This is a genomic window from Phenylobacterium sp. GW821-FHT12F10 (assembly GCF_058806695.1).
This window is the reverse complement of record NZ_JBXAPY010000001.1, coordinates 335,664-362,602: the sequence shown is the minus strand read 5'-3', so window position 1 is coordinate 362,602 and position 26,939 is coordinate 335,664. Positions and strand designations below refer to the sequence as shown.

Here is a 26,939-nt window from a genome sequence, read left to right as displayed (position 1 = left end):
GTGCCCGATCCGGAACCCGCCCGCAAACCGCGACGGTTCTGGCTCTACGCGCCCTTCGTCCTGCTGCTGATCGGGATCGCGCTGTGGACGGCGCTCTGGTTCCAGGTGCGGAGCCAGGCCGCGACCCGCATGGACGCCGCCGCCGACCAGCTGCGCGCCGCCGGCTACGAGGTCTCCTGGAAGGATCGGGTGCTGGGGGGCTATCCCTTCCGCCTCGACGTGGTGCTGACCGAGGCCCGCGTGCGCGACCCTTCGGGCTGGGCCCTCGCCGTCCCCAAGCTGGAGGGCGAGGCCTTCCTCTATTCCCTCGGTCACTGGATCATGGCCGCGCCGGACGGCCTGACCCTGACCCGTCCCATCGGCGGGCCGGTGGAGGTGCGCGGCGAGCTGCTGCGCGCCAGCCTGGGGGACCTCGGCAAGCGTCCCCCCAGCTTCTCCTTCGAGGGCCGCAAGCTGACCTTCGCACCCGGCGCCGGCGCCCAGCCCTTCGGGCTCTCGGCCGCCGACAAGGTGGAGCTGCACCTGCGCCCCGGTCCCGACGACCAGGGGGCGGTGATGTTCAAGCTCGACAACGGCAAGGCCCAGCTCAGCGGCCTGTTCGCCCGCCTGGCCGGGGACAAGCCGGTCTCCATCGTCTGGGACTCCGTGCTCACCAAGATGAGCGGCTTCAAGGGCCAGACCTGGCCGACCGCCGTCCGGGCCTGGAGCAACGGCGGCGGCCTGATCCAGGTGCGCCAGGCCGGGGTCACCGCCGGCGACGCCCTGATCGGGTCGCAGACGGGCCAGCTCGGCGTGGGCTATGATGGGCGGCTGGTGGGCTCCATGGACGTCACCCTGCGCCAGGCGCCCCAGGCCCTGGCCGCCATGGCCGCCAACGGCTCGATCCCGCCGGAGACGGCGCTCGCCGCCGCGGCCGTCGCGGCCGCGCGGGAGGACAGCGCCTCCACCGCACGCGCCACCCTGACCTTCGAAGCCGGCCGCACCACGCTGGGGCCGGTGGCGATCGGACCCTCGCCCCGGATCTACTGATGCTCGGACAGCCCTCCGCCGCCCCCGCCGCCTTCTCCCGCCGCCGCACGGGGCCGAGCCTGGGGCGCGGGGGCATGGTGGCCGCCGCCCACCCGCTGACCGTCGCCACGGCCCTGGACGTGCTGCGGCGCGGCGGCAATGCGGTGGACGCGGCGGTGGCGGGCGGCCTGACCGCCGCCGTGGTCATGCCCGAGATGTGCGGCCTGGGGGGCGACCTGTTCGCCATCGTCCATCCGCCGGGCCAGGCGCCCCTGGCGGTGCTGGGCAGCGGCGTCGCCCCGCGAGCGGCCACCCTGGAGCAGATGCGCCGCCACGGCGATCCCAGCCCCACCGGGGTGAAGATGCCCTTCCGGGGGCCGCTCTCGGTGGGAACGCCGGGCATGGTCCACGCCTTCGGAGCCCTGCTGGCGCGGTTCGGAAGCCGGCCGCTCGCGGAGCTGGCCGAGCCCGCCATCCGCTATGCCGAGGGCTTTCCCCTCACCCCCATCGGCGCCCACTTCCTCGCCACCTCCGAAGAGCTGCTGCGCCAGTATCCCTCCTCGGCGGCGGTCTTCCTGCCCGGCGGCGAAGTCCCCCAGGCCGGATCCATCCTGCGCCAGCCCGACCTCGCCCGCACCCTGAGGGCCATCGCCGCCCAGGGGACGCAGGCCTTCTATTCCGGCGACATCGCCCAGCGCATCGGCGCCTTCATGGCCGCCCAGGGCGGCGCCTTGTCGGCCGACGACCTAGCCCGCCATGAGACCGTGCTGGCGCCGCCGATCTCCACCACCTATCGCGGCCGCACCGTCTTCCAGACCGGCCTGCCCAGCCAGGGGATGATCCTGCTGGAGGCTCTGAACATCGCCGAACGGATGGATGGCGCGACCCTGGCCCGCAGCGACGCCGCGGCCATCCACCTGTTGGCCGAGGCCATCAAGCTGGCCTATGCCGACCGCCTGGGCTTCGCCCTGGACCCGGCCTTCGGAAACCCGCACCTGGAGACCCTGCTTTCCAAGGCCTGGGCGGAGAGGCGCTTCGCAGCCATCGATCCCGAACGCGCCAATCCCACCGTCCCGGCCGGGGAGATGGCGGAGGGCGACACCACCTATTTCTGCGTCGCCGACGGGGCCGGGATGATGGTCTCGCTGATCCAGTCGGTCTCCTCGAACTTCGGCAGCGGCGTTGTGGCCGGCGACACCGGGATCGTGCTGAACAACCGGGCTGGGCGCGGCTTCTCCCTGGAGGATGGCCACCCCAACATCTTCGCCCCCGGCAAGAAGACCATGAACACGCTGAACTGCTTTTCGGTGGCCGACGCCAGCGGCGCGCCGGTGGTCGTCGGCGGCACGCCGGGCGGCGACGGTCAGCCGCAATGGAACCTGCAGACCCTGGTGGCCCTGATCGACGGCGGCCTCGACGTCCAGGCGGCCACCGAGGTTCCGCGCTGGACCGTCTGGCCGGGGACCGATCCCTCCACCCTGCCCAATCCCTACGAACTGCAGATCGAGACCCGGGCCGGCGACGCGGTCCTGGCCGGACTGGAGGCCCGCGGCCACACCCTGCGTCGCTTCTCCCCCTGGGGCGGCGGCGGCGCGGCCCAGGTGATCGCCCGTGATCCGGTCACCGGCGTCCTGGCCGGGGGCTCGGACCCTCGGGCCGAGGGCATGGCGCTGGGCTTCTAGGCCAGGGCGGCGGGCAGGTCGCGCGGCGCGGCGCACAGGGCGTGGGCGCCGGCCTCCAGGAGTTCCGCCTCCGAGCCATAGCCCCAGAGCGCGCCGATCCCCTTCAGACCGTTCGTACGGGCCGCGATCATGTCGTGGCTGCGATCACCGACCATGGTCGCGGTGGCCGGGTCGATACCCTCGACGGTCAGCATGTGCGCGATCAGGTCAGACTTGTCCTCGAAGGTTCCGTCGACGCCCGCGCCATAGATCCCCGCCAGATAGGGCCGCAGGCCGAAATGATCGGCTGTCGCCTCCGCGAAGGGTTGGGACTTGGCGGTGCAGATGAACAAGCGGCCCGCATAGACCTCGCGAAGCTCGCCGAGCGCCTCGACGACGCCAGGATAGACCACCGCCTCCTTCAGGCCGCGCTCGGCCACATAGGCGCGGTACAGGCGCACGCCTTCCTCAACGTCGGCGTCCGGGCCCAACAGGCGGCGGAAGGAGACCCGAACCGGCGGGCCGATCAGGGCGCGCAGGTCGATATCCGGGGGCGGCTCGCGCCCCATGGCGGTCAGGGCGGCGCGGACACCGGCGAGAATGCCAGGCGCGGAATCGGTCAGGGTGCCGTCCAGATCGAGCAGCAGGGTCGGGGCCATGACCGGACCGTAGAGGCGCGGCGTCGACCTCGCAAAGTGGGCAACCGGTTTCCCGTGCAACTTTATTGCGGCGGACGCCCCTATTGCGCGGGGTCCCGCGATGACTTAAGCGCCGAACCTTCGTTTTCGGGGGACAAAATGGCCGACGCCGATCCCAAGCCCGCCGCGCCGTCGCTGGACGCCGTGCGCGCGCGCCTGGACGAGATCGACGCGGCCCTGCTGGCCCTGATCGACGAGCGCGCCGGCCTGGCCAAGGATGTGGCCGCCGCCAAGCAGGCCGCCGGCGACGGCGACAAGTTCGCCCTGCGCCCCGGCCGCGAAACCGCCCTTCTGCGTCGACTTCTCGCCAAGGAGCGTTCGGCGGCGAGGCCCAGCCTCGTCGTCCGCATCTGGCGCGAGCTGATCGGCGACAGCCTCTCGCGCCAGGGGCCTTTCCACATCACCGTCTGGGGCGGCAAGGACGCCGCCCGATCCGTGGAACTCGCCCGCCACCGCTTCGGCGCCGCCCCGCCCCTGCGGGCCACCCCCAAGGCCGAGGAGGCGCTGGCCGCCGCAAAGACCCTGGGCGGGGTGGGCGTCCTGACCCTGGCCGCCGACACCCCCTGGTGGGGCCGGCTGCTGGCCGACCCCAAGCTGCAGGTGTTCGCCGCCCTCCCCTGCCTGGCCGCCTGGGGGCCGATGAGCGCGCTGGCCGTCGCCGAGGTCGAGGTTGAGCCCACCGGGGACGACCGCACCTTCTGGGTCACCGACGCGCCCGGCTCGGCCGCCGCCATCGAGGAGGCCCTGGGTCGCGATGGCGTGGCCGGCGACCTGATCGCCGAGGCCGGCGGCCTGAAGCTTTTCGCCCTGATGGGCTTCTACCAGGCCGGCGACGAACGCCTGGCCCGGGCGCCCGGGCGCCTTTCCGGGGTTATCGGGGCTGCGCCGGCGCCCCTGGACGTGTAAGAGGCGGGCCTCATCCCCGCTTGAAGCGTCCCATGTCCGACACCGTCCTCGACCGCGCCGCCGCCCCGCGCCCCACGCCGAAGCCCGGCATCCTCGACATCGCCTGCTATGTGCCCGGCAAGTCCAAGGTCGAGGGGATCGCCCATCCGCTGAAGCTGTCGGCCAACGAGAACATCCTGGGCTGCAGCCCCGACGCCAAACGGGCCTTCGCCGGCGCCGTCGATCAGCTGCACATGTATCCCGACGGCCGCACCACGATCCTGCGGACCGCCATCGCCGAAAAGTATGACCTGGCGCCGGAGCAGCTGATCTTCGGCTGTGGCTCCGACGAGATCTTTCAGCTGCTGAACCAGGCCTTCCTCGAACCCGGCGACAACATCGTCCAGGGCGAGTTCGGCTTCGGCGCCTACGCCATCGGGGCGCGGGCCTGCGGGGCCCAGGTGAAGTTCGCCAAGGAGATCAACCACCGCATCGACGTGGACGCCCTGCTGGAGCAGGTGGACGCCCGCACGCGCCTGGTCTTCGTGGCCAATCCCGGCAACCCCACCGGCACCTGGATCACCGGCGAGGAGGTGCGCCGCCTGCACGCCGGCCTGCCCGCCAGCGTCATCCTGGTGCTCGACGGCGCCTATGCCGAATTCGTCGCCGACCCCAGCTTCGAGGACGGCATGTCCATGGTGCGCGAATTCGAGAACGTCGTGGTGACGCGGACCTTCTCCAAGCTGCACGGCCTGGCCGCCCTGCGGGTGGGCTGGGCCTATATGCCCGCGCCGATCGCCGACGCGCTCGACCGCATCCGCCTGCCCTTCAACGTCAACATCCCGGCCCAGCTCGCCGGCGTCGCCGCCCTGGGCGACGACGACTTCCAGGCCCGCTCCCTGGCCCTCGTGGAACAGTGGCGGCCCTACCTGATCCAGCAACTGGGCGGCCTGGGTCTCGAACCTGTGCCGTCGGCGGCCAACTTCGTGCTGGTGGGCTTCCCGAAGACCCCCGGCAAGACCGCCAAGGAGGCTGAAGCTTTCCTGGCGTCGAAGGGGATTATCGTGCGGGGCGTCGGCGGCTACGGCCTGCCCGACCACCTGCGGATCACCATCGGCCTGGAAGAGCACAACCGCGCCGTCGTCGAGGCGCTCGCCGCCTTCGTGAAGTCCTGATGGCCGAGGTCCTCTTCCCGCGCATGGCCGTGATCGGCTGCGGCCTGATCGGCTCTTCCGTGATCCTGGCGGCCCGCGAGGCCGGCGTCGTGGGCGAGGTCATCGTCGCCGACCTGAGCGAAGCCCACCGCGCCCGCATCGTCGAGCTGGGCTATGCCGACAAGGTCACAGGCGACATCGCCGAGGCCGTCGCCGGCGCCGACCTGGTGGTCTTCGCCGTTCCCGTCCTGGCCATGGGCGAGGCCGCCAAGGCCGCCGCCCCGGCCATGAAGCCCGGCGCCATCGTCACCGACGTGGGCTCGGTGAAGGGCTCGGTCGCCGCCGCCCTGACCGCGGCCCTGCCCGACAATGTCTTCATCGTGCCCGGCCACCCCATCGCCGGCACCGAGCATTCCGGCCCCGACGCCGGCTTCGCCGAGCTGTTCCAGAGCCGCTGGGTGATCCTCACCCCCCAGCCGCGGCAGGACGAGGCCTATCTCGAAGCCGTCAGCCAGCTCTCGGAGTTCTGGCGGGCCCTGGGCGCCAATGTCGAACAGATGGACGACAAGCACCACGACCTGGTCCTGGCCGTCACCAGCCACCTGCCCCACCTGATCGCCTACAACATCGTCGGCACCGCCGCCGACATGGAGGAGGTCACCCAGGCCGAGGTGATGAAATACTCCGCCGGCGGCTTCCGCGACTTCACCCGCATCGCCGCGTCGGACCCCACCATGTGGCGCGACGTCTTCGTGGCCAACAAGGAGGCGGTGCTGGAGATCCTCGGCCGCTTCACCGAGGATCTGCAGGCCCTGTCGCGCCAGATCCGCTGGGGCGAGAGCGACAAGCTGTTCGAGCTCTTCACCCGCACCCGCGAAATCCGCCGCGGCATCATCGCCGCCGGCCAGGAGAGCGCCGAACCCAACTTCGGCCGCGACCGCGGCAAGCACTAGGTCGTAACCTCTAGGGGCCGTTCGCCGGGGGGCGCATGCCGGAGTTCCTGCCCACACTGGACCTCATGCTGCGGGGCGCGGCCTGCGGCCTGCTGATCCTGGTGGCCGGTCTGCTTATGCGCGACCACCGGCAGGTCACGGCGGCGCGGTTCGGGGCCCTGTTCGCCCTGAGCGCCACGGCCTTCACCCTCGCCACGACCCTTGAACTCCACGGCCGCCTGGGGCTGCTGACCGTGCCCATCCTGGCCCTGATGGCGGGCGGCAACCTGACCTTCTGGCTGTTTTCGCGGGCGATGTTCGAGGACGGCTTCCGGCCGCGCCTTTGGCATGCCCTGGCCTGGGCGGGTATCGTCGCCGTGGGACTCTACGAAGCCCTGGTCCTAGGGCCCGAGATGACTACGATCGCCATCGCGGTGCGCGGGTTCCTGGTGTTCGAATCCCTGGGGCTTGGCCTGCTGGCGGCGGGTCAGACCCTGGCCTCCTGGCCCGCCGACCTGGTGGAGCCGAGGCGCCGCGCACGCCCCTTCGTCATCGGGGCCGCAGCCGGGTTCATCGCGCTGAACGCCCTGGCCGACCTGTTGGGACCTCGCGCGACCCTTCCCGACGCCGGCAGCCTGATCCGCGCCCTGGCCTTGGCGCTCATCGCCCTGGGCGTCGCCGCCGCCCTGCTGCGGGTGGCGGGCGCGGAATGGCTGTCGCCGACGAGCGTCGCCGCGCCCCCGCGGCCCATCGAGCCGGCCGACCAGGGCCTGGCCGCCGCCCTCGACCAGGCCATGCGCGTCGAGCGCGCCTATCGCCAGGAGGGCCTGACCATTGGAAAGCTGGCCGAGCGGCTGGGGACGCCGGAATACCGGCTGCGGCGCCTGATCAATTCGGGCCTGGGACAGCGCAACTTCAACGCCTACCTCAACAGCTACCGCATCGCCGAGGCCAAGGCGGCTCTGGCCGACCGGGCCCAGGACGCCGTGCCGGTCCTGACCATCGCGCTGGACGCCGGGTTCAATTCCCTGGGGCCGTTCAATCGCGCCTTCCGCGCCGAGACCGGCATGACCCCGACGGATTTCCGGCGCGCGTCCGCCGATTCCGGAATCGGCCAGCCGGAGTTCAAACCCGGCGAGCACGGCGGCGCCTGAGGGACAAGACAGGGGGCCACCTTCCCTGGAGCCCTCGCATGACATCCCTTCCTTCCTGGCTGCTGATCGCGGCCACCCTGCCCCTCGCCGGCTGCGGCGCGCTCAGCGGGGCGGCCCATGTCGCCACCGGCCTGGCCAGCCACCAGATCTGCTCGGCCGCCTTCGTCTCCAGGATCGATCCGCAGGCGTTCCGCCGCGAGGCCGTGGACCCGGAACTGGGGCCGGCCCGCTGGCTGATGCGGACCAAGGTGGATCGCGAAAGCCGGTCGGTGAGCGCGAGCCTTGCGGGTCTGGCCCCGACCCGGGCGGTCTATCGCGGCCCCTCGGGCTGCTTGGTGCTGCATGGCGCGCCGCCCCCTGCCGCACCCGAACCGATCCCGGCCTCGAAACCGCGCCCCCTGGCCAAGGCGCCGGCGTCGGCGGCCATCGAGGCGGCCATCGACCGGGCCTTCGTCGAGTCCGCCGAGCCGTGGCGGCGGACCAAGGCGGTGGTGATCCTGCACGATGGCCAGATCGTCGGCGAACGCTATGCTCCGGGCTATGGCCCCGACACCGCGATCACCGGCTGGTCGGCCGCCAAGTCGGTGACCAATGCGCTGGTGGGCGTCCTGGTCCGGCAGGGCAGGCTCTCGGTGGACGGGCCGGCGCCGGTGGCCGCCTGGCAAGGCGACAGCCGCCGCGCGATCACCGTCGACAACCTGCTGCGGATGACCAGCGGCCTGGCCCTTGGGGACTCGCTCAACTCAAGCCTGAAGAGCGCCTTCGACCCCTCGGCCCGGATGCTGTTCGCCGAGCGGGACATGGCGGGGTTCGCCCAGGCCCGTCCCCTGGCCGCCGCGCCGGGGACGAGCTGGACCTATGCCGACGCCAGCCCGACCCTCACCTCGCGGATCATCCGCGACCAGGCCGGCGGGACCGAGGCGGCCATCGACCGGGCCTTCGTCGAGTCCGCCGAGCCGTGGCGGCGGACCAAGGCGGTGGTGATCCTGCACGATGGCCAGATCGTCGGCGAACGCTATGCTCCGGGCTATGGCCCCGACACCGCGATCACCGGCTGGTCGGCCGCCAAGTCGGTGACCAATGCGCTGGTGGGCGTCCTGGTCCGGCAGGGCAGGCTCTCGGTGGACGGGCCGGCGCCGGTGGCCGCCTGGCAAGGCGACAGCCGCCGCGCGATCACCGTCGACAACCTGCTGCGGATGACCAGCGGCCTGGCCCTTGGGGACTCGCTCAACTCAAGCCTGAAGAGCGCCTTCGACCCCTCGGCCCGGATGCTGTTCGCCGAGCGGGACATGGCGGGGTTCGCCCAGGCCCGTCCCCTGGCCGCCGCGCCGGGGACGAGCTGGACCTATGCCGACGCCAGCCCGACCCTCACCTCGCGGATCATCCGCGACCAGGCCGGCGGGACCGAGGCGGCCATGCTGGCCTTCGCCCGGCGCGAGCTGTTTGATCGGATCGGGATGGAGCATCCGACCCTGGAGCTGGACGCCACCGGCACGCCGCTCGGCGCCACCCACCTGTGGGCCAGCGCCCGGGACTGGGCTCGGTTGGGCCAGCTCTATCTGGACGACGGCGTCGTGGACGGCGAGCGGATCCTGCCGGCGGGCTGGGCCGACTATTCCGCGCGGCCGACCCCGGGCGCGGAGCGGGTGGGCTATGGCGCGGGCTTCTGGACCAACCGGGGCGCGGGCGCCGGCGCGCGGCGGCGGATCGATCTGGGGATGCCGGCCGACGCCTACTTCGCCCGCGGCCATGACGGGCAATATGTGGTGATCGCGCCCTCCGCGCGCCTGGTGGTCGTGCGGCTGGGGATCACGCCGGCGCCCGGCAACGACGTCGAGGGCGTCGCGCGCCTGGTGGCCGAGGCCATCGCCGCGGTCAGGCCGCCGTCTTCCTGACGATCTCCTCGGCGGCGCGGCCGGTGAGTTCGGCCATGTGGTCGAACTGCGCGGTGAAGGTCCCCAGCCCCTGGGTCAGGCCGCGCAGCTCGGCGATCAGGTCCAGACGCTCGGAGCGTGGCAGGCCCACCTCGATCTCGTCCCAGCCGGCCCAGCCCTCGCGCGGCTGGAAGCCCATGATCTGGCCCCGTCGGGCGGAGACCGCCTGGGTGATCTTCGAAGTGCTGGCGGCCGGGGCGTGGATGATCAGCCTCTCCACCGGCTCCAGCAGATAGGGCGCGCACTGCGGCAGGGCCTCGCTCATGGCCAGGCGGCCGGCGGCGCGGAAGGCCATTTCCGAGGAGTCGACACTGTGGTGGGAGCCGTCGATCAGCACCACCTCCACATCGGCGACGGGGAAGCCGAGGGGGCCGCGCTCCAGGGCGTCGCGCACCCCCTGCTCCACAGCGGGAATCCACTGCTTGGGCACCACCCCGCCGGTGATCCTCTGGCTGAAGGTCAGGCCCGAGCCGCGCGGGCCGGGCCTGATCTCCAGCACCACGTCGCCGAACTGGCCGTGGCCGCCGGTCTGTTTCTTGTGCCGGCCGCGCTGGGTGACGCCTTTGCGGATGGACTCCCGATAGGAGATCTTAGGCCGGGCCGCGGCGACCTCCAGGCCGAAGCGGCGGCGCAGGCGCTCCAGGGTCACCTGCAGATGGGCCTCCCCCTGGCCGGTGAGCAGGGTCTCCTGGGTCTCGGGATCCTGGACCACATGCAGGGAGGGGTCCTCCTCCGCCAGCCGCGCCAGGGCCGAGGACAGGCGCACATCGTCCTTGCGATCCTTGGCGGCGACGGAGAGGGCGTAGAGCGCCGGAGCCTCCGGGGGCGTCAGCCTGGGCCGGCGCGGCTTGCCGTCCATGGAGATCACCTCGCCCGGATGGGCGGCCTCGATCTTGGCGATGGCGGCCACCTCGCCGGGGGCGGCGCGATCGATCTTCCGCGTGGCCGAGCCGGAGAGCGCCAGCAGGCCGCCGGCCCGGGCGTGCTGGCCGTCGGGGGCGGTCAGCTCCTCCCCGTCGCGCAGCTCGCCCCCCATGACCCGGGCATAGGTCAGCTTGCCCGCCTGGCCGGCGTAGGAGGTCTTGAAGGCGTAGGCGCAGGGACCGGTGAGGCCCAGGCGCTCGGCGGCCCGGTCCACCTCCGGGGTCTCGTGGCGCAGGGCCTTGAGCAGGCGGCGCACCCCCCAGCCGTTCAGAGCCGAGCCGAAGAAGACCGGCACGATCTGGCCCTCCCTCATCTCCGCCATCAGGTCGGCGAACACCTCGTCCTGGCTGGGGGTCAGGTCCGAGAGCAGCTGCTCCATCAAGGCGTCGTCATAGTCGGCCAGCTGCTCCAGCATGTGGAAGCGCGCCTGGGCCTCGACCCCAGCGATGTCGGCGGGCAGGTCGATGCGCTCCGAGGCCTGGCCGGGCCGGTAGACAAAGGCCCGCTCCAAGGCCAGGTCCACGAAGCCGGTGACGTGCTCGCCCTCCACCAGGGGGATCTGCCGGGCCACCAGGGGCGCGGCGCTCACCGGCGCCAGGGCCGCCAGCACCTCGTCGAGGGTCCCGCGCGCCTGGTCGATCTTGTTGACGAAAACGGCCCGGGGGACCCCGAGCCGTTCCAGCTCCTTGAAGACCGGCGCCAGCAGGGCCGCGCGGCCCGGCTGGGGGTCGGCGACAATGACCGCAAGGTCGACGGCGGGCAGGGCCAGATCGCCGGCGGCGCAGAATTCCGTGGAGCCCGGCGCGTCGATCACGGCGTAGCGGTCGCCCATGAAGGTGAAGCCGGCGACGTTCAGCTCCACCGACTGGCCTCGCTGTCGGGCTTCCGGGCTAGCGTCGCCGACGCTGGTGGCGCCCACCTCGCCCTGGCGCGGGAGGGTCCCGCTGGCGAACAACATGGCTTCCAGGAGCGTCGTCTTGCCGGTTCCGGCCGCCCCGACGAGGGCGATGGCGCGCACCGAGCCGCTATGGCCATGAGCCATGATCGGATCCTCCGCAGGTTGGCGTACGCGCCTCCAACGGGCGTGACCGCCGCGGAGCCCATGCTTCACCCGCGCGCGGCGCGAGGCAAGCGCTAGGGTGGGGTCGCGCCGATTCGCACGGACTCTTGAAGGATGACGCCCTTGAACGGTTACGCTTGGCTCGGCATCGCCATCCTCGCCGAGGTGATCGCCACCACCGCCCTGAAGGCGTCGGACGGTTTTTCGCGCCTGATCCCCTCCCTCATCACCGTGACGGGCTACGGCGTGGCGTTCTTCTGCCTGTCCCACTCCATGCGCACCGTGCCGGTGGGGATCGGCTACGCCATCTGGTCGGGGATCGGCATCGTGCTGATCACCCTGCTGGCCTGGCTGTTGTTCAAGCAGAAGCTCGACCTGCCCGCCGTGCTGGGCATGGGGATGATCCTGGCCGGGGTGCTGGTGATCAACCTCTACTCCAAGGCCGTGGTCTAGCCGCCGTCCACCACGCTGATCAGCACCCCCATATTCTTGATGAAGGCCGAGGTCGAGATCCCCGTCACCGGGGCCTCGGTCGGATAGGGCGAGGTGTCCCAGGCGTCCCCCACATGGGTCTGGGAATAGTCCCCCGGGGTCGGGGTGGCGGGACCGGGCCCCGAATAGGGATGGCTGGTGGCCACCAGCGGGGTCGGCCACCAGCCCTCGGCGTTCAGCTCCGACACCAGCCTGGCGGCGGCCTCTGGGCTGGCCTTCAGGGGCGCGAGCGACCCGCCGCCGTTCAGGTCGGAGGTGGAGAAGTCCTGGTTGGCGAAGAAGCGCGGCAGGGGTCCCTTGTGGCTCAGGGGCGAGCCCTGGGCCACCTTGTCCGGCGGCGTGGCCTGCAAAGCCGCATAGCGGGCGCGCAGAGCCTCCAGCGGCACGGTCCGAAAGGCGCCGTAATGGGCCAGGGTCTTCTCGGGACTGTAGTCCACATAGTACTGGCCGTTGACCACATTGGACCCGCGGCGGTGGACGTAGAGCGGCCGGTCGGTCCCGATCTCGATGAAGGTCGGATGGGTCTTGCCGTTTCTCGGCTGAGCCAGGGCGACCCTGGCCAGCCAGTCCAGGGCCTCGGGGACGCGGGCCAGGTAATTCGGATCGCCGGTGAGTTCGTAGAAGTTCATCAGCTGGGCGGCGTTGGCCGCCGTGGTGTGGGTGGCGAGCGCCCGGGGCTCGTAGCTGCGGGCCGCCGCCGGCTTCAAGTCGTCCACCCTATGCTGCAGCCCCCAGCCGGCCTGGGGCGCGGGTTGCTGGGTGATGACGAAGACGTCCATGGCGCGGCGGATGGCCGGGCCCACGCGCGGGTCGCCCAGGGTCTGGGCCACCATGACCAGGAACTTGATGTTCTCGCCGGCCACATCGTCGTTGAAGGTGATGTAGCCGGTATAGTCGGCGCCGTGCTTGGTGAAGGGCCGGCCCGCGGGCCAGCGCTGCGGCCAGCCGCCGTTGGGGTATTGGCTGTTCAGAACGAACTCCAGCGCCCGGTCCAGGGCCGGCTTGAACTTCGCCTCCCGCTTTTCGAGGTACATCCGCAGCAGAAGCTGCATGGCCTCGGACGAGCCGGCGTCATCGAAGGTGGCGTTGCCCCAGTCATGCTGGAATTCCTCCATCCGCCAGGCGTTGGCGCCGATGGTCTCGTACCATTTCGCCTTGGCCGCCTCGCCGCCGAAGTCGATCAGATAGTTCCAGCCGCCGGTGGGCAGCTGGCCGGCCATCAGGCACTCGGCGGCCTGGGTGGCGGCCCGGTAATAGGTCTCGTCCCCCGTGGCGTGATAGGCGTCGAGGAACAGGTGGCCCACCGTCCCGGTCCCCGGCGGCTGCACCCAGACCTGGGTGGGGCTGGCCTCCAGCTCCCCCCAGCGCCGGGAGAAGTCCGGCAGGTAGGACCAGACATAGCCCCCATGGACCGCGGCCTTGTCGGTCATGAAGGCGGTGGCCCGCCTCATGGCCGTCAGGATCTCGGCGCGGCCGGCCTCCGCCGCGGCGGCCCCGGGGCGGGCGAAGGCGCCGGCGAGGGCGGCGAGGATGACCCGGCGGGTCGCGTGCATCTGGAGCCTCCCTGGCGATATCGCGCCCATGATGACACCGGTGTCAGTCCGCGCAAGCTCCGACGCCGGCCTTGATTTTCCCGCCGGAATGATAGGCTGGTTCCCAGAGACGTCACCGGGAAGAACACATGGCCGATCAGCCGGCGCGCGCGCGCTTTGAAGCCCAGGTCGCCCAGGGCGGTGACGGGGACGACGCTCGTCGCCTGGCCGCGGCCCTCCGCGGTGGCGGCGCGGGCCACGGCGAGCTGGCCGCCCTCTTCGTCCACGCCGCCGTCGCCGCCCCCGAGCGGCTGGCGGTGATCTATGACGGCGCCACCGAGGGCTGGCTCGGCGTCGCCCCGCGCGGGCCGATGATCGAGGCCCATGGGAGACCCGCCGCGATCGACCCCACGTTCTGGGGCCCCTTCTGGGACCTGGTCGACGATCCCGAGGCCGGGCGTTCGGCCGGGGACATCACCGAACGCACCGCGGCCCTGGCCGGCCTGATGACGCCCCCCTTCCGGACCCGGGTCGCCGAGACCGCCCGGCTCTATCCCGGGGTCAAGGAGGCCGCCGCCGCCGGCTATCCGTCCAAGTTCTCCCTGGAGGCCCTGACCCGCTGCCCGAAGGGCTCGCTGGGGGCGGAGTTCCACGACCTGATCGTCGACAACGGCTTTGACCTGGAGGTTCTGGACCGCGAGGCCCTGGGCCTGGCCGACCTGCCGGCGCCGCTGGACTATCTCAACGCCCGCATCCTGCAGTGCCACGACCTGTGGCACATCCTGGCCGGCTACCAGACCACCATCCTGCACGAGGTGGCGATCTCCGCCTTCCAGATGGCCCAGTTCGGCCACCACTATTCGGCGATGTTCCTGGCGGTGGTCACCAGCAAGATGGCCCTGAACCAGCCCGAGACCCTGCCCCTGTTCCTGGACGTGATCCTGACCGCCTGGACCCACGGCCGCCAGTGCCCGCCCCTGATCGGCCTGGACTGGGAAGCGCTGTGGGACCAGCCGTCCGAGGCGATCCGCGCGGCCACGGGCGTCACCCTCTACGCCTCCCCCTACCCCGCCGACCTGTTCGAGCAGCTGCGGGCGGCCTAGACCTGCGCTAGTCGACCACCGCGTCCGCCTCCAGCTCCACCAGCCAGTCGGGATCGATGAAGCCGGACACCTGGACGAAGGTGCAGGCGGGCCGGGCCGCGCCGAACACTTCGCCATGGGCCCGGGCGGCCTCGCGCCAGGTGGTGATGTCGGTGAGCATGACCCGAGTGCGGATCACATGCTGCGGTCCCGCCCCGGCGCCCTCCAGGGCCGCGACGATGATCTCCAGGCAGCGCCGGGTCTGTTCATAGACGTCGCCGACCCCGTGGGTTCCGCCGGCCGCAGAGATCGGCGCCGTGCCGGCCACGGCGATGACATTCCCCACCCGCACCGCCCGGGAAAAGCCGATCTCCGGCTCCAGGGGCGATCCCGAACTGACCTGTCGCCTCATGGGGTCCCCAGGAATTCCGTCGTGGCCTCGATGGCCTCCACCAGGCCGACGCGCTCGATCTTCACCCCCTCCGGCAGGCCGGAGAACAGGCGGGTCGGGGCCGCGGCGTCCAGCATGACGAAGACCCCCTTGTCGTCGGCCCGGCGGATCAGGCGGCCGAAGGCCTGGCTGATGCGGTTGCGCGCCACGCTGTCGTCATAGGCCTTGCCGCCGAACCGGACCCGGCGGGCCTTATGCAAAATGTCGGGGCGCGGCCAGGGCACCCGGTCGAAGACCAGCAGCCGCAGGGAGCGGCCCGGCACGTCCACCCCGTCGCGGACCGCGTCGGTGCCCAGCAGGCAGCTGTCGTGCTCCGCCCGGAAGATGTCCACCAGGGCGCCGACCTCCAGGGGATCGACGTGCTGGGCGTAGAGGGCCAGGCCCTGGTCGGAGAGCGGCGCAGCGATCCGCTCGTGCACCGCACGCAGGCGGCGGATGGCGGTGAACAGACCCACGCCCCCGCCCCCGGCGGCCAGGAACAGTTCGCGCATGGCGGCGGCCACCTGGCGCGGGTCGTCGCGGCCGACGTCGGTCACCACGAAGGCCCGGGCGTTGGTCTCGTAGTCGAAGGGCGAGGCCAGGCGCAGGGTCTTGGGCCGGTCGGGCAGGCGCGCGGCGCCGGTGCGCATCTCGGCCAGGGCGAAGGGATCGGCCAGGCTGGAGTCGGCCAGGGTGGCGCTCGTCACCAGCACCCCGTGGGCCGGGGCGATGACGGTATTGGTCAGCGGCTCGGTGGGATCGACCCAGTGGCGGCGGCAGGCGGCGTCCACCACCCGGCCATAGAGGAAGGTGGCGTCGAACCAGTCGACGAAGTCGGGATCGTCCTCGGAATCCTCGTCGATGGCCCTCAGCATGGAGCGCCAGGCCGGCAGGGTCATGCGGGCGCGACGGTCCAGGCCGCGCAGCGCCCCTTCGATCCGGGCCCGGTCGCCGGGCGGCAGGGTGGCGGCCTCGTCGTCCAGCACGTCCTCCAGGTGACGGGCCAGGGCCAGGAGGGGCGCCTCGATGGCGGCCAGGGCCGAGGCGGCGGCCCGCGCGGTCTCGCGCACCAGGTCCAGGGCGGGACGGGCGGCGCACTCCATGCCCACTTCGGACGGCGCGGCCCGCGCCCGGAGCTGCTCGATGATGGCCACCACGAAGTGCTCGATGGGCCCCATCGGATTGACCTCGCCATTGGGCGAGGCCACGCGGCCCGACCAGCCCTCTCCGGGCAGGGCGGCGGCGGCGCGGGTGGCGTCCACCAGGGCGCGCTTGGCGTCGTCCCGGTCCCCCAGCACCTCCATCAGGCGGGCCTCCAGGCCCCGGCCCCGGCGGCCCCGGCCCTCGGGCCCCCGGATCCAGCGGCGCAGCTCGGCCGACTCCGCGCCCGACAGGGCCGCGGCGAAGGCCGCGTCGGCGGCGTCGAACAGGTGGTGGCCCTCGTCGAAGACGATGCGCTTGAGCTGGGTGGTCTCGCCGTCGGCCTTGGAGCCCCGCGCCGCCCGGGCGCCGTCGAAGGCCGCCTGGGTCAGGACCAGGGCGTGGTTGGCGATGACGATGTCGGCGCGGCGCGAGCCGCGAACCGCCTTCTCCACGAAACAGGCGCGGTAGTGGGCGCAGCCGGCGTGGATGCATTCCCCGCGCCGGTCCACCAGGTTGGCGGCGCTGGCCTGGCCCACCGGCGGGATGGCGAACAGGGTCGGCAGCCAGGCGGGGAAGTCGCCGCCGGTCATGTCGCCGTCGCGGGTGGCGCGCACCCACCGGGCGGTCAGCGCCAGGCCGATGAGGTCGGCCCCGCCGAGCTGGGCGGTGTTGGCCTGATCCTGGAAGTTCAGCAGGCAGAGATAGTTCTCCCGCCCCTTGCGAACCACGGCCTTCTTCGCCCGGACCTTGGGGTCGGGATAGATGGCGTGGCTCTCGCGCTCGATCTGGCGCTGCAGGGCCCGCGTATAGGTGGAGATCCACACGGCCGGACCATTGGCCTCGGCCCACAGGGAGGCCGGCGCCAGATAGCCCAAGGTCTTGCCGACCCCAGTGCCGGCCTCGGCCAGCATCATGCGCGGCTCGCCCTCCTTCTCGCGGGGCTGGAAGGCGAAGGCGGTCTCGGCGGCGAACTCCGCCTGCATCGGCCGCGCCTCATCCAGGCCCGCCTCCCGTAGCAGGTCCACCAGGCGCTGGGCGGCGGCCTCTGGCGCGATGGGGCGCGAGCCGGCCTCGCCGGGCGGCGCCTGCTCCTCCCACTCGGGAACGCGGGTCCACACATCCAGGCCCGAGCCGCGGAAGGCGTTGCCCACGGGGGCCGAGCGCAGGGCGCCGATCACGGCGGTCCCCCAGGCCCAGCCGGCGCGGGCCAGGGTCTCGCCGATGGCCAGGGCCTCCTCGCGGGAAGGTTCGGGGGTCAGGGCCAGTTCCGACAGCAGGGCGTGGCAGGCCTCCCGCAGCACCTGGGCCTGGGCCATGGCGCCCTTGGGCTCGGGCAGGCCCAGAGCCAGAGCCAGGCCCGCCGCCGACGGAGCGCAGAATCGCGCCGGCCGCACGAAGGCGAACAGCTCCAGGGCGTCGAACAGCCCCTGGGAGCGCGGCGGCGTATGCACCCCCAGCCGCTTGGCGGTCATGCCGGCATGGGCCACCAGCACCGGGCCGTGTTCGAAGAGGTCGCGGGCGTCCGGGGCCCGCAGCGCCTGCGCGCCGGCGGCGTCGGCCACCGCGGCGCGGGGACCGGGCAGGACGACGAGGGCGGGGGCCAGGGCGAGACTCGGGGCGAGCGCGTTCACGCGCCAGTCCTAGCGAAATTCACCCGCGAACGAAACGTGAATTCCAGAGAGGGCGGCGGCCGCCTGCGCCCTCTCCCGCCTCAGCGCTTGCCGGGCCCCACCCCATAGTCGGCGTAGGTCGCCACCACGTCGGGATCGAGCTTGCGGGCCGCGGCGATATCCTGCTGCCCGCCCTTGCGATCGCCCGTCTCCTGCTTGGCCAGCCCCCGCACATAGAGGGAGGGCGCCAGCTCCGGCTCGATCTTGAGGGCCTGGCTCAGGTCGGCGATCGCCTTGTCCATCCGGCCGAGCCGGAAATAGGCGAAGCCGCGGCTGTCCAGCACGCTGGCCACCTTCGGCTCCAGGTCGAGGGAGGTGTTGCAGTCGGCCAGGGCCTCCTCCAGACGCTTGCCGGCCCGCCCCAGCGCGAAGCAGCGGCCATTGAGCACCGAGGCGTCGGCCGGCTCCATCTTCACCGCCGTGTCATAGTCCTCCAGGGCGGCGTCGATCTGCTTCTTGCTGAACCGCGCCTCGGCCCGATCGATGAAGCCATCGACGGTGTGCGGCGTCCGCGCCAGGCGGATGGCCATCTCGGCGTCGGACTCGCGGTAGTTCTTCGGCCCCTGCAGCACCATCACCCCGTCCCAGAGTTCACGGAGCGCCTGCTTGGCGGCCGGAGCCTCGGCGGCGGGGAATTCCGAGGCCAGGGACCGGCTGGCCGAGTCGAAGGTGAGCGTCCCGTTCTCCAGGCGCGCCTTGCGCCGATAGTTCACCCCGGCGATCGTCGTGTCGACATCCTCGCCCTTCAGGGCGAAACCCTTGCCGCCCTGTGGCAGCAGGATGGTCTCCACCAGGGTCTCGTAGACCGGATGGGTGACGGCGTAAGGCGCGTCGGCCTGCGGCCCCGCATCGCGCTTGTAGTCGGCGACGGCCCCCAGTCGGCCATAGACCATCTCGTGCTCGAACAGACCGACATCTCCGTTCCACGACCAGCTCATGCGTAGGGTCCCGTCGGCCGCCATGACCACAGCGCCCGTGGCCTCGTCGAAGGTGAGGTCGGCCCGCTCGATATCGATTCCGGGGAACTGGGAGACGAAGGACTTGCGCAGGATCTTGTCGATATCGGCTCGGGAAACGCTGGCGCTGGCCTGGCGCATGGTGATGGCGCCGTCGCCGCGGAGCCTGGCCTCGATATGCACCAGGGCCGGCGCTCCGAGCCCGGCCGTGGCGTCGATCCGCACCAGCCCCTCGGTAGAGGGGATGTCCAGGGGCTTCACCACCAGGGGCTCCAGGGTTCCTCCCGAGGCCAGAACCGGCAGGGCCCAGCCGAAGGCCGGAACCGCCAGTTCGTCCAGCGACCGATCGCCCGTCCGCGTCCCGTCCATCCAGTAGGTCCGGCCCCCGATGCGGGCCCGGATCAGGATGTGGTTGAACAGCTCGAGGTTGGGTAGGCGCTGGTCCATGCCGTCGCCCGCGACGGTGCTCACCAGGGCGGGCTGGGCGTCGATGTCCAGCTCCTGGAGCAGGGCCAGCAGGACCGCCGTCTTGGCCTTGCAGTCGCCGAAGGCCCGCGTCCAGGTCACGTCGGCGTCGGCGGGCAAATAGCCGCCCAGGTCCATGCCCAGATAGAGGTAACGGATGCGGTCCTGCACAAGGCGGAGCGCGGCGGCGGCCTGGGCCTTCGGGTCGCTGTAGGCGGCGCGGATCCGGGCCGCCTCGGCCCGGATGGGCGAGGACGGGGCGAGGGTCGCCGCCTTTCGATAGAGCGGCGCCATCAGGGCGGAGACCTCGGCCCAGGTGGCATAGTCGCTGAAGGTCACCGAGGGCCCATAGGCGTAGCGCCGGGGCGCGCCCTGAGGCGGCGGCGGCCGCTCGAAGGCCAGGAACTCAGCGTCGAAGACCTGGCCGTCGGGGGTGTCGCTCAGGGCGCCGACCGTCCAGTCGGCGGTCTTGCGCAGGCGGACCGGCTTGGTGGTCGGCCAGGTCGCCCGCAGGCGCAGGCGATCGATTCTCTGGCCCGCGAGCTGGGTGAGGACCATCTCCGAATGCCCCTGCAGGACAGGATCGAGGGTCTTCTTGGTGTAGGCGAACTCCAGGACGTCTCCGACGCGGAGCCCCTCCGGCTGCAGGGTCGCGGTGAGCATTCCGTCCAGCATCGCCCGTTCGAGGTTGGTCTCCCGCCGCAGCACGGTGAAGGTCTGGCCGCGGGCCAGCACGTCGATGACCTGCGATCCCCGGACGATCCGCAGCGCGTGGATGGTCACCACCTCGGTGTCCGGCTTCCAGATCACGGCCACGCCGGCCGCCCCAAGGCCCTGGGGGGTTTGAATCTTCATCGCCAGGCCGGTGTAGGTCTGGTTGCCCTCGGGCCCGAAGTTCAGCTGCACATCCACCAGCAGCCGCCGAAAGGGGGCCGCTTCACCCTCGCTGTCCACCGATTGCGAGACGGCTGCGGGCTTGACCCAAACGGCCGGTGGCCCGAACTGGAGCTTCTCGGCGGCGGCGGCGGCGCCCGCCCAGAACAGCAGGGCGCAGCCCAGCAAACACTTGAACATCGAAACCCCCAGACAGGGCTCGACGATAGCCGCCAAGCTTGGCTTTGCAACCTGACGGCGCGGAACCGGCGTGCCGGCGCCGGAATCTCCAGCGCCCGAACGCGAGACGAACATTAGAAAGCCGACAGATGCACTCAAATTGGTTACATCTCAACGGCAAGTTGCTCTAATCGAAGATTGATCGCCCCGGAGTCGGACACAGTATTGGTCGAAATTTTCTAGTTGGATCGGTATGTTTATTTACCGCGTTAGCGCTAGGCCACGATTCGAACGCTCATCTGGAACCGTAGAAATTGAACGCCCCCTCACGCTCATCGCGCCGGATCGATAGGCCGTCGAGATCGGATGTCTGGGTTCCGCTGCTACGCGCGGCGCAGAAGAACGCCGTGGCGACCATGGTCGTCCAGATCGCCGCCGCGCTCAGCATGCCCTTCGTGGGACGCGAGGACGCCCGGGACTGGTACCTGACCTGGCTGGCGGTGACGCTTTCGGTGGCGGTCGCGCGGGTGGCGGTCGACCAGGTCCTCAAGCGGCTGCTCAGCGGCGAAGCCGAGCCCGACGGCGCGCGGCTGCGTCCCTGGGCCATCGCCCATTCCCTGGGCCTGCTCACCAGCGCCGGGCTCTGGGCCCTGCTGGCCTGGACCCAACTCCCGGCGGAGACCGCCCAGACCCGGTTCGTGATCCTGATCGTGGTCTCGGCCCTGGCGGCCGGCGCCACCGGGGTGCTGGCCCCGCTGAAGCTGACCGGCCGCGCCTATGTGACCTTGATGCTGGTTCCGGCCTGTGGTCGCCTGCTGCTGGAGGGCCAGTCGGTCCTGGCCGCCCTGGGCCTGGTGTTCTGGGGGGTGATGATCGCCGGACACCGCAACAATCACGGCCTGCTGGTGCGCTCCATCGCCCTCGGGCGCGAGAACCTCGACCTGGTCGACCAGCTTCGGGCGCGCAACGACGAGATCGAGCAGATCAACCAGTCCCTGGAGCAGCGGGTCGCCGAGCGGACCGAGGCCCTGAAGGTGCTGGCGGTGGAGGCCCAGGCCGGCAGCCGCGCCAAGTCGGAGTTCCTGGCCACCATCAGCCACGAGATTCGCACCCCGCTGAACGGCGTGCTGGGGATGGCCCAGGTGATGGAGCGCGGTGAGTTGAGCGCGGCGCAGCGCGAGCGGCTGTCGATCGTCCAGGCTTCGGCCCTCGCCCTGCTGGGGGTGGTCAACGACGTGCTCGACATCTCCAAGATCGAGGCCGGGAACATGGCGATCAGTCCGGCCCCGTTCCGGCTGGACCTGTTCGCCGACGGAGTCCGGCGCCTGTACGCCGTCCTCGCGCAGGAGAAGGGGCTGGCCTTCGACCTGACCCTGACGGACCCCGCCCCCGGCCATCGGCTGGGCGACGAGGTGCGGCTGCGGCAGATCGTGTCCAACCTGATCTCCAACGCCCTGAAGTTCACCGAGGCCGGGGAGATCGCGGTGGCGATCACCGCCGACGACGACGCCGTCGTCGTCCAGGTCCGCGACACCGGTCCGGGCATCGCGCCGGCCGACCGGGCCCAGGTCTTCGAGCGGTTCGTCCAGGCCGACGGCTCCAACACGCGGCGGGCCGGCGGCACGGGCCTGGGCCTGGCCATCTGCCGCGAACTGGCCGTGCTGATGGGTGGGGAGATCTCGCTGGCCTCGACGCTCGGCGAGGGATCCTGCTTCACGGTCCGGCTGCCCATGCCGGTGACCGGCGAGGTCCAGCCTGCCGCCGCGCCAGCACCCGCCCCGGAGCCCGCGGCCAGCGGGCGCATCCTGGTGGTGGACGACAATCCCACCAACCGGCTCGTCCTGCAGACCATGCTGGAGGAGGGAGGCCTGGCCTCGGCGACCGCCCACGACGGTGTGGAAGCCCTCTCGGCCTGGGAAGGCGGCGACTGGGACGCGATCCTGATGGACATCCGCATGCCGCGGATGGACGGCCTGGACGCCACCCGCGCGATCCGCGCCGGTGAGACCGGCCGTAACCGCCCCCGCACTCCGATCATCGCCGTCACCGCCAGCGTGCTGGCCCACGAAGCCGAGGCCTACCGCGCCGCCGGCATGGACGATGTGGTCGCCAAACCCGTCGACGCCGACACCCTGCTGGACGCCATCAGCCGCCAGAGAGCCGCCGCCGCGGCGAGCTGAGGCCCGCGCCGCGCGCGTCTCCGGAGCGCGCCTTCCGGCGTCTCAGCTATCAGGAGGCGTCGGCGCGCCCATAAACCCTGTGAGTTGAAATCGATATACAGGCTCAAGCCGCCACCTCAGGTTGGAGAAGACAAGACGTCGGGCCGACAGACGCCCGCGTTTCAAGTGGATTTCCGGCGCCCACAAGACAGCGGGATGGGAAAGACTCATGCCTTCCAACTATTACTTCGAGACGATCTCGGCAGCTCAGCAGGCGGCCTTCACCAGTGCTGACTCCCTATTCTTTCCGGTCGGCGCCACCGCCAATCGGGTCTCGATTTCCTACGTGGCGGCGGCGGGCGCCAGTCCGGCCCGGATCGACATCAGCTATAATGGCCGCACCATCTCCCTCGACCCCAGCCTGGTGGCGACCGACTACCTGGGCTCGGTTTTCTCCGACAACAGCCGCCTGGTGATCGGCGGGGCGGCCGGGACCGACCTGTCGGCGGTCAACTCGCCGCTGGGCGATGCGATCTATGGCGGGGCCGGCGACGACATCCTGGACGGGGGCGACGGCGCCAACCTCATCCAGGGCAACCAGGGCCACGACGACATCACCGCCGGCGACGGCTCCGACACCCTGCTCGGGGGGCAGGGGGACGACACCCTCACCACCGGCGACGGCGCCAACTACGCCCACGGCAATCTGGGGAACGACGACATCCTGGGGGGCGACGGGGCCGACACCCTGCTGGGGGGCCAGGGCGACGACACCCTCGACGGCTGGGACGGCAATGACCTGATCTTCGGTGACCTGGGCAACGACATGCTGGTCTCCGGGTCGGGGTCCGCCACCCTGGTGGGGGGCGCAGGCGACGACTTCATCACCGACTGCGGCTGCGGCGACGCCTCGGTGGACGCCGGCTCGGGCGACGACCTGGTGGATCTGGGGGGCGGGAACGACGTCATCTTCGGCGGGACCGGCGACGACCTGATGAACGCCGGCGACGGGACGAACTTCGTGCAGGGCAACCAGGGGGACGACGGGATCTACGCCGGGACAGGGAATGACACCCTGCTGGGCGGCCAGGGGCAGGACGACATCGACGCCGGCGACGGCGACAACTACGTGCATGGCAACCTGGGCGACGACTACCTGCTGGTCGGCTCGGGGGACGACACCGTCCTGGGCGGCCAGGGCGCCGACACCCTCGACAGCGACACCGGCGGCCCCGACGGCAACGACCTGCTGTTCGGCGACCTGGGCAACGACTCGGTGTGGTCGGGATCGGGCGACGACACCATCTATGGCGGCGACGGCGCCGACGTGGTCGATGACGGCGGCGGGGCCAACCGGATCGACCTGGGCGCCGGCAGCGACTCGCTGCTGGGCGGCGACGGCGCCGACACCGCGGTGGGCGGCGAGGGCGCCGACGCCCTGAACGGGAGCGACGGGAACAACAGCCTGTCGGGCGACTCCGGCGACGACACCCTGCTGGCCGGGACTGGAAACGACACCCTGCTAGGCGGCGACGGCGCCGATGTGATCGCCACGGGCGACGGAACCCTCAACACCGCCAGCGGCGGAATCGGAAACGACAGCCTGGCCGGGGGCCTGGGCGCCGACACCCTGCGGGGCGAGGACGGGGACGACACCCTCGACGGCGGCGCGGGGGTGAACCTGCTCGACGGCGGCGGCGGCGCCGACCGCATCACCGGCGGCGGCGGCGGCGCGATCCTCGGCGGCGACGGCCACGACACCCTCATCGCCGACGGCGGCTACAGCATCGCTGGCGGTCTGGGGAACGACTCCGTCGCCCTGTCGGGCTCCGGCGCCAACACCCTCACCGGGGACGACGGGGCCGACACCCTCACCAGCAGCAGCGCCACCGGCGGGATCATCAGCGGCGGCGTGGGCGGCGACTCCCTGACGGGCGGCGGCGGCGACGACACCATCACGGGGGGGGCCGGCGCCGACACCCTGGCGGCCGGATCCGGAGGCGCCGACCGCTTCGTCTTCGCCAACGGCGACTCAGGCGGGGCGACGGGATCGCTGGACCTGATCACCGGCTTCACCGCCACCGGCGCGGACGACACCCTGGCCCTGGGGATCGCCGGCTCGGTGTCGAACTTCTCCACCGCCGGCGTGGCCTCCTACGCCCAGGCCCTGGCCGAGGCGAATGCCCTGATCAGCGGCGGCTCCCGGGACATCGTGGTGAGGATCGTGACCGGATCCGCCGGCGGCCTGGAGGACGGGACCTACGCCTTCGTCGACGGAGGCGGCCAGAACACGATCACCAACGCCATCCGCTTCAACGGCCTCACCGGCGTCCTGGACGCGTCCGACTTCATCTAGTCGAGACGCCCGCCCTGGATCATGATCCCCCCGAAAACCCCGTCGACAGCATGGGGACCGCGGGGGGAACATGACACGCCAGAAGGTGCTGGTGCTCTACTTGGCCAATTCGGCCCTCGACGCGCCGGTGGTCGCCTGGGCGGTCTATGACGGCACAGGCGCGACCCGGCCCATGGCCGGCGACAACGACACCCCGCCCTACCGCACCGGGGTCGAGGCCCTGCGGGACGGTTGGCGTCTGTTCCAGGCCGCCCAGATTCTGCCCCATGCCCGAGGCGAGGAATTCGACCTGGCCTACCTGAAGTACGAGTTCTTCTTCGAGCAGTTGGTGGAGGTCGCGGCATGAGCGAGCAATCGGTCCTGTTGGACTCCCTGCAGATGGCGCGCTTCGCCGCCCGGGGTTTCCTGCGCTTCGACGCCGCCGTCCCCGAGGAGATCAATCGCCAGTTCCTGGCCGAGGTGGGCGAGGCCGCGGCGCCGGAACCGGGCCGCAAGGTCCTGGGCGCCTTCGGCGAGCTGCTGGCCCGGGCCCAGATCCCGGAGGTCGCTCCAGGGACCTCCCTGTCGGGCGCCTATCCGCAGGGCTCGGCGGTCCGCCGCCTGCTGGACCTGCCTTTGGTGAAGGGGGCGATCCAGAGCCTGGTCGGCCCCGATCCTGTCTTCGATCACCACTTCCTGCACGTGACCTTCCCGCCCGCCTATTACGAGGCCGGCGGGGGCGAAAACGTCTCCCAGCACACACACCAGGACTCCACCATCGACCCGACCAAGGGCTTCGACCTCCAGGTCATGTACTATCCACACAAGGTGACCCGGGAGATGGGGGGGACCCGCTTCATCCCCGGCACCCACCTGCGCAAGGTCAGCGAGGTGGCGCTGGGCCGCTACCAGAACATCCGCGGCCAGCAGCACATGGTTTGCGAGGCCGGGACCCTGCTGTTCCTGCACAACGGCCTCTGGCACGGCGGCGGAGTGAACCTGGCCGACCGCACCCGGACCATGTTCAAGATCCGCATGAACCCCAGCGTACCTCAGGTGCGCCGGTGGGACATGACGACCCTGCCCGCCGAACCCGCCGCGCGGCCGATCTTCTATGTGAAGACCCCCCAACCGGAGACTGTGGAGTCCATCCTGATGACGCCGGAGCCCTGGTTCGAGCAGGACACCGGCCGCCTGGAGTTCGTCAACCGCATCAAGCTATGGCGCCATCTCAGCGGCGACCCAGGTTTCGACGCCGACCATTGGCTGGGCCGCCTGGAAAACCCCGCCCGGGCCTGAGCCGGCGAGGGAACGGGCGCCGGTCTGGGGCATTGGGGACGCGGCAATGATCGGCATTGCGCGTCCGCCCGTCTGTGCGCCCCGTATCCCTCAAATGAAACACATCCTGGTCCTGCCCCTCCTCGGGCTCCTCGCCGCCTGCAGCACGCCAACCCAACAGACGGGCCTACTGTCGACCTATGACGGCCTGACGGTGAAGCCGGGCGCGGTCCGGGCCAGCGTGTCGGACCGCAAGGACGAGGCTGGACTGGGGAAGGTCCAGCGGGTTTCCCTGTCCCCCACCCTCGTGGCCGAGAACACCGCGGCCTGGATGACGCCCGTCGAGCGCACGACCCTGCTGCGGGAGATCGACGCCCAGCTCTGCTTCGAACTCTCGGAGCGCTACGAGATCGCCGCGCCCGAGGCCGCCGCCGACGCGAAGGTCCACGCCATCCTCAGCCAGGTGCGGCCCACCGGTCGGGTCAGCTCCGCCGCCTCGGCGGCGGCCGGATTCTTCATTCCCGGTCCCATCGGCGTCCGCGCGCCGGGCACCTTGGGCGGCCTCGGCGTCGAGGCCGAGATGGTCGCTCCGGATGGCAAGCAGCTGGCGGCCATCACCTGGACCCGGCAGGGCATGGCCGTGGGCACGGACAACCCCTCGCTGAGCCGCATCGGCGACGCCCTGCAGTTCGCCGAGCCCTTCGCCGACGACGCCGCCAAGGCCATGACCGCCAAGGATCGCAAGCCGATCAAGATCGCCAAACCCGATCCGTGCGCCCAGTACGGATCGCGCATGCGGGTGGAAGGCATGGCGGCCAAGTTCGCCACCGGCCTCTACGTGCCGCAGATGAGCGGCGCCAAGGCCGAGACGCCCGCCAAGCCCTGACCCCGGCGCCTTTGCGCGTGAAACGGAACGGGAACATGCTATAGGGCG

The 26,939-nt window shown here is 71.4% G+C and carries 20 protein-coding genes; 14 read left to right on the top strand and 6 right to left on the bottom strand.

Going from position 1 to position 26,939, the window contains the following annotated elements; genetic code table 11:
• Both AC1RN5_RS01810 and AC1RN5_RS01805 read left to right on the top strand, forming a co-directional pair.
• Entirely contained in the window at positions 1–1,029 is a 1,029-nt protein-coding gene (locus AC1RN5_RS01810; protein ID WP_493039571.1) for a DUF2125 domain-containing protein, read from the top strand.
• Positions 1,029–2,690: a gamma-glutamyltransferase family protein gene (locus tag AC1RN5_RS01805; RefSeq protein WP_493039570.1), complete on the top strand. Its 1,662-nt coding sequence runs from the start codon at positions 1,029–1,031 to the stop codon at positions 2,688–2,690. Before AC1RN5_RS01810 ends, AC1RN5_RS01805 begins: the two co-directional genes overlap by 1 nt.
• Here the strand turns inward: AC1RN5_RS01805 and AC1RN5_RS01800 are convergent.
• A complete protein-coding gene (locus tag AC1RN5_RS01800) occupies positions 2,687–3,328 on the bottom strand; it encodes an HAD hydrolase-like protein (RefSeq protein ID WP_493039569.1) in 642 nt (213 codons plus the stop codon). The genes AC1RN5_RS01805 and AC1RN5_RS01800 overlap by 4 nt on opposite strands.
• Before the next feature lie 138 nt (positions 3,329–3,466).
• Between AC1RN5_RS01800 and AC1RN5_RS01795 the strand changes: the two genes are divergently transcribed.
• From AC1RN5_RS01795 to AC1RN5_RS01775, 5 genes are read left to right on the top strand one after another with little or no spacing between them, the layout of a single operon-like run.
• Positions 3,467–4,273 carry a chorismate mutase gene (locus tag AC1RN5_RS01795; RefSeq protein ID WP_493039568.1) on the top strand — a complete coding sequence of 269 codons (807 nt, stop codon included), beginning with the start codon at positions 3,467–3,469 and terminating at the stop codon, positions 4,271–4,273.
• A gap of 32 nt (positions 4,274–4,305) precedes the next feature.
• Positions 4,306–5,427: a histidinol-phosphate transaminase gene (gene hisC, locus AC1RN5_RS01790; protein WP_493039567.1), complete on the top strand. Its 1,122-nt coding sequence runs from the start codon at positions 4,306–4,308 to the stop codon at positions 5,425–5,427.
• The gene (locus AC1RN5_RS01785; RefSeq protein WP_493039566.1) at positions 5,427–6,359 is read left to right on the top strand and encodes a prephenate/arogenate dehydrogenase family protein; all 933 of its coding nucleotides are present in this window, start codon (positions 5,427–5,429) and stop codon (positions 6,357–6,359) included. The genes hisC and AC1RN5_RS01785 overlap by 1 nt, the downstream gene beginning before the upstream one ends.
• Before the next feature lie 35 nt (positions 6,360–6,394).
• Complete coding sequence (locus AC1RN5_RS01780; RefSeq protein ID WP_493039565.1) at positions 6,395–7,492, top strand: helix-turn-helix domain-containing protein; 1,098 nt, start codon at positions 6,395–6,397, stop codon at positions 7,490–7,492.
• Between the two features lie 38 nt (positions 7,493–7,530).
• Positions 7,531–9,387: a serine hydrolase gene (locus tag AC1RN5_RS01775; RefSeq protein ID WP_493039564.1), complete on the top strand. Its 1,857-nt coding sequence runs from the start codon at positions 7,531–7,533 to the stop codon at positions 9,385–9,387.
• Here AC1RN5_RS01775 and AC1RN5_RS01770 read toward each other — a convergent pair.
• Entirely contained in the window at positions 9,368–11,392 is a 2,025-nt protein-coding gene (locus AC1RN5_RS01770; protein WP_493039563.1) for an elongation factor G, read from the bottom strand. The two genes, AC1RN5_RS01775 and AC1RN5_RS01770, sit on opposite strands and share 20 nt — an antisense overlap.
• A 141-nt stretch (positions 11,393–11,533) precedes the next feature.
• Between AC1RN5_RS01770 and AC1RN5_RS01765 the strand changes: the two genes are divergently transcribed.
• A complete protein-coding gene (locus AC1RN5_RS01765; RefSeq protein WP_421932905.1) occupies positions 11,534–11,863 on the top strand; it encodes an SMR family transporter in 330 nt (109 codons plus the stop codon).
• On the opposite strand, the gene AC1RN5_RS01760 is transcribed toward AC1RN5_RS01765, so the two are convergent.
• Entirely contained in the window at positions 11,860–13,455 is a 1,596-nt protein-coding gene (locus tag AC1RN5_RS01760) for a pectate lyase (RefSeq protein ID WP_493039562.1), read from the bottom strand. The two genes, AC1RN5_RS01765 and AC1RN5_RS01760, sit on opposite strands and share 4 nt — an antisense overlap.
• Positions 13,456–13,583: 128 nt before the next feature.
• Between AC1RN5_RS01760 and AC1RN5_RS01755 the strand changes: the two genes are divergently transcribed.
• Positions 13,584–14,537, top strand: coding sequence for a Coq4 family protein (locus AC1RN5_RS01755; protein WP_493039561.1), 954 nt, complete (start codon positions 13,584–13,586; stop codon positions 14,535–14,537).
• Between the two features lie 7 nt (positions 14,538–14,544).
• Here AC1RN5_RS01755 and AC1RN5_RS01750 read toward each other — a convergent pair whose 3' ends face one another.
• The 3 genes from AC1RN5_RS01750 to AC1RN5_RS01740 all read right to left on the bottom strand — a co-directional run bounded on the left by AC1RN5_RS01750 (position 14,545) and on the right by AC1RN5_RS01740 (position 20,254).
• Positions 14,545–14,928, bottom strand: a complete 384-nt coding sequence (locus tag AC1RN5_RS01750; protein ID WP_493039560.1) for a RidA family protein — start codon at positions 14,926–14,928, stop codon at positions 14,545–14,547.
• Positions 14,925–17,720 carry an ATP-dependent DNA helicase gene (locus tag AC1RN5_RS01745; RefSeq protein WP_493039559.1) on the bottom strand — a complete coding sequence of 932 codons (2,796 nt, stop codon included), beginning with the start codon at positions 17,718–17,720 and terminating at the stop codon, positions 14,925–14,927. Before AC1RN5_RS01745 ends, AC1RN5_RS01750 begins: the two co-directional genes overlap by 4 nt.
• A gap of 80 nt (positions 17,721–17,800) precedes the next feature.
• Positions 17,801–20,254 (bottom strand): DUF3857 domain-containing protein, encoded by a 2,454-nt coding sequence (locus AC1RN5_RS01740; RefSeq protein WP_493039558.1) that lies wholly within the window; start codon positions 20,252–20,254, stop codon positions 17,801–17,803.
• A 395-nt stretch (positions 20,255–20,649) separates the two neighbouring features.
• Between AC1RN5_RS01740 and AC1RN5_RS01735 the strand changes: the two genes are divergently transcribed.
• The 5 genes from AC1RN5_RS01735 (at position 20,650) to AC1RN5_RS01715 (ending at position 26,891) form a co-directional block, all read left to right on the top strand.
• On the top strand, positions 20,650–22,413 hold the full coding sequence (locus tag AC1RN5_RS01735) for an ATP-binding protein (protein WP_493041463.1): 1,764 nt from the start codon (positions 20,650–20,652) through the stop codon (positions 22,411–22,413).
• Positions 22,414–22,621: 208 nt separating this feature from the next.
• A complete protein-coding gene (locus AC1RN5_RS01730; RefSeq protein WP_493039557.1) occupies positions 22,622–24,748 on the top strand; it encodes a calcium-binding protein in 2,127 nt (708 codons plus the stop codon).
• Between the two features lie 70 nt (positions 24,749–24,818).
• The gene (locus tag AC1RN5_RS01725) at positions 24,819–25,094 is read left to right on the top strand and encodes a hypothetical protein (protein ID WP_493039556.1); all 276 of its coding nucleotides are present in this window, start codon (positions 24,819–24,821) and stop codon (positions 25,092–25,094) included.
• Entirely contained in the window at positions 25,091–26,026 is a 936-nt protein-coding gene (locus tag AC1RN5_RS01720) for a phytanoyl-CoA dioxygenase family protein (RefSeq protein WP_493039555.1), read from the top strand. The genes AC1RN5_RS01725 and AC1RN5_RS01720 overlap by 4 nt, the downstream gene beginning before the upstream one ends.
• Before the next feature lie 94 nt (positions 26,027–26,120).
• Positions 26,121–26,891, top strand: a complete 771-nt coding sequence (locus AC1RN5_RS01715) for a DUF3313 family protein (RefSeq protein WP_493039554.1) — start codon at positions 26,121–26,123, stop codon at positions 26,889–26,891.
• Positions 26,892–26,939: the final 48 nt, after the last annotated feature.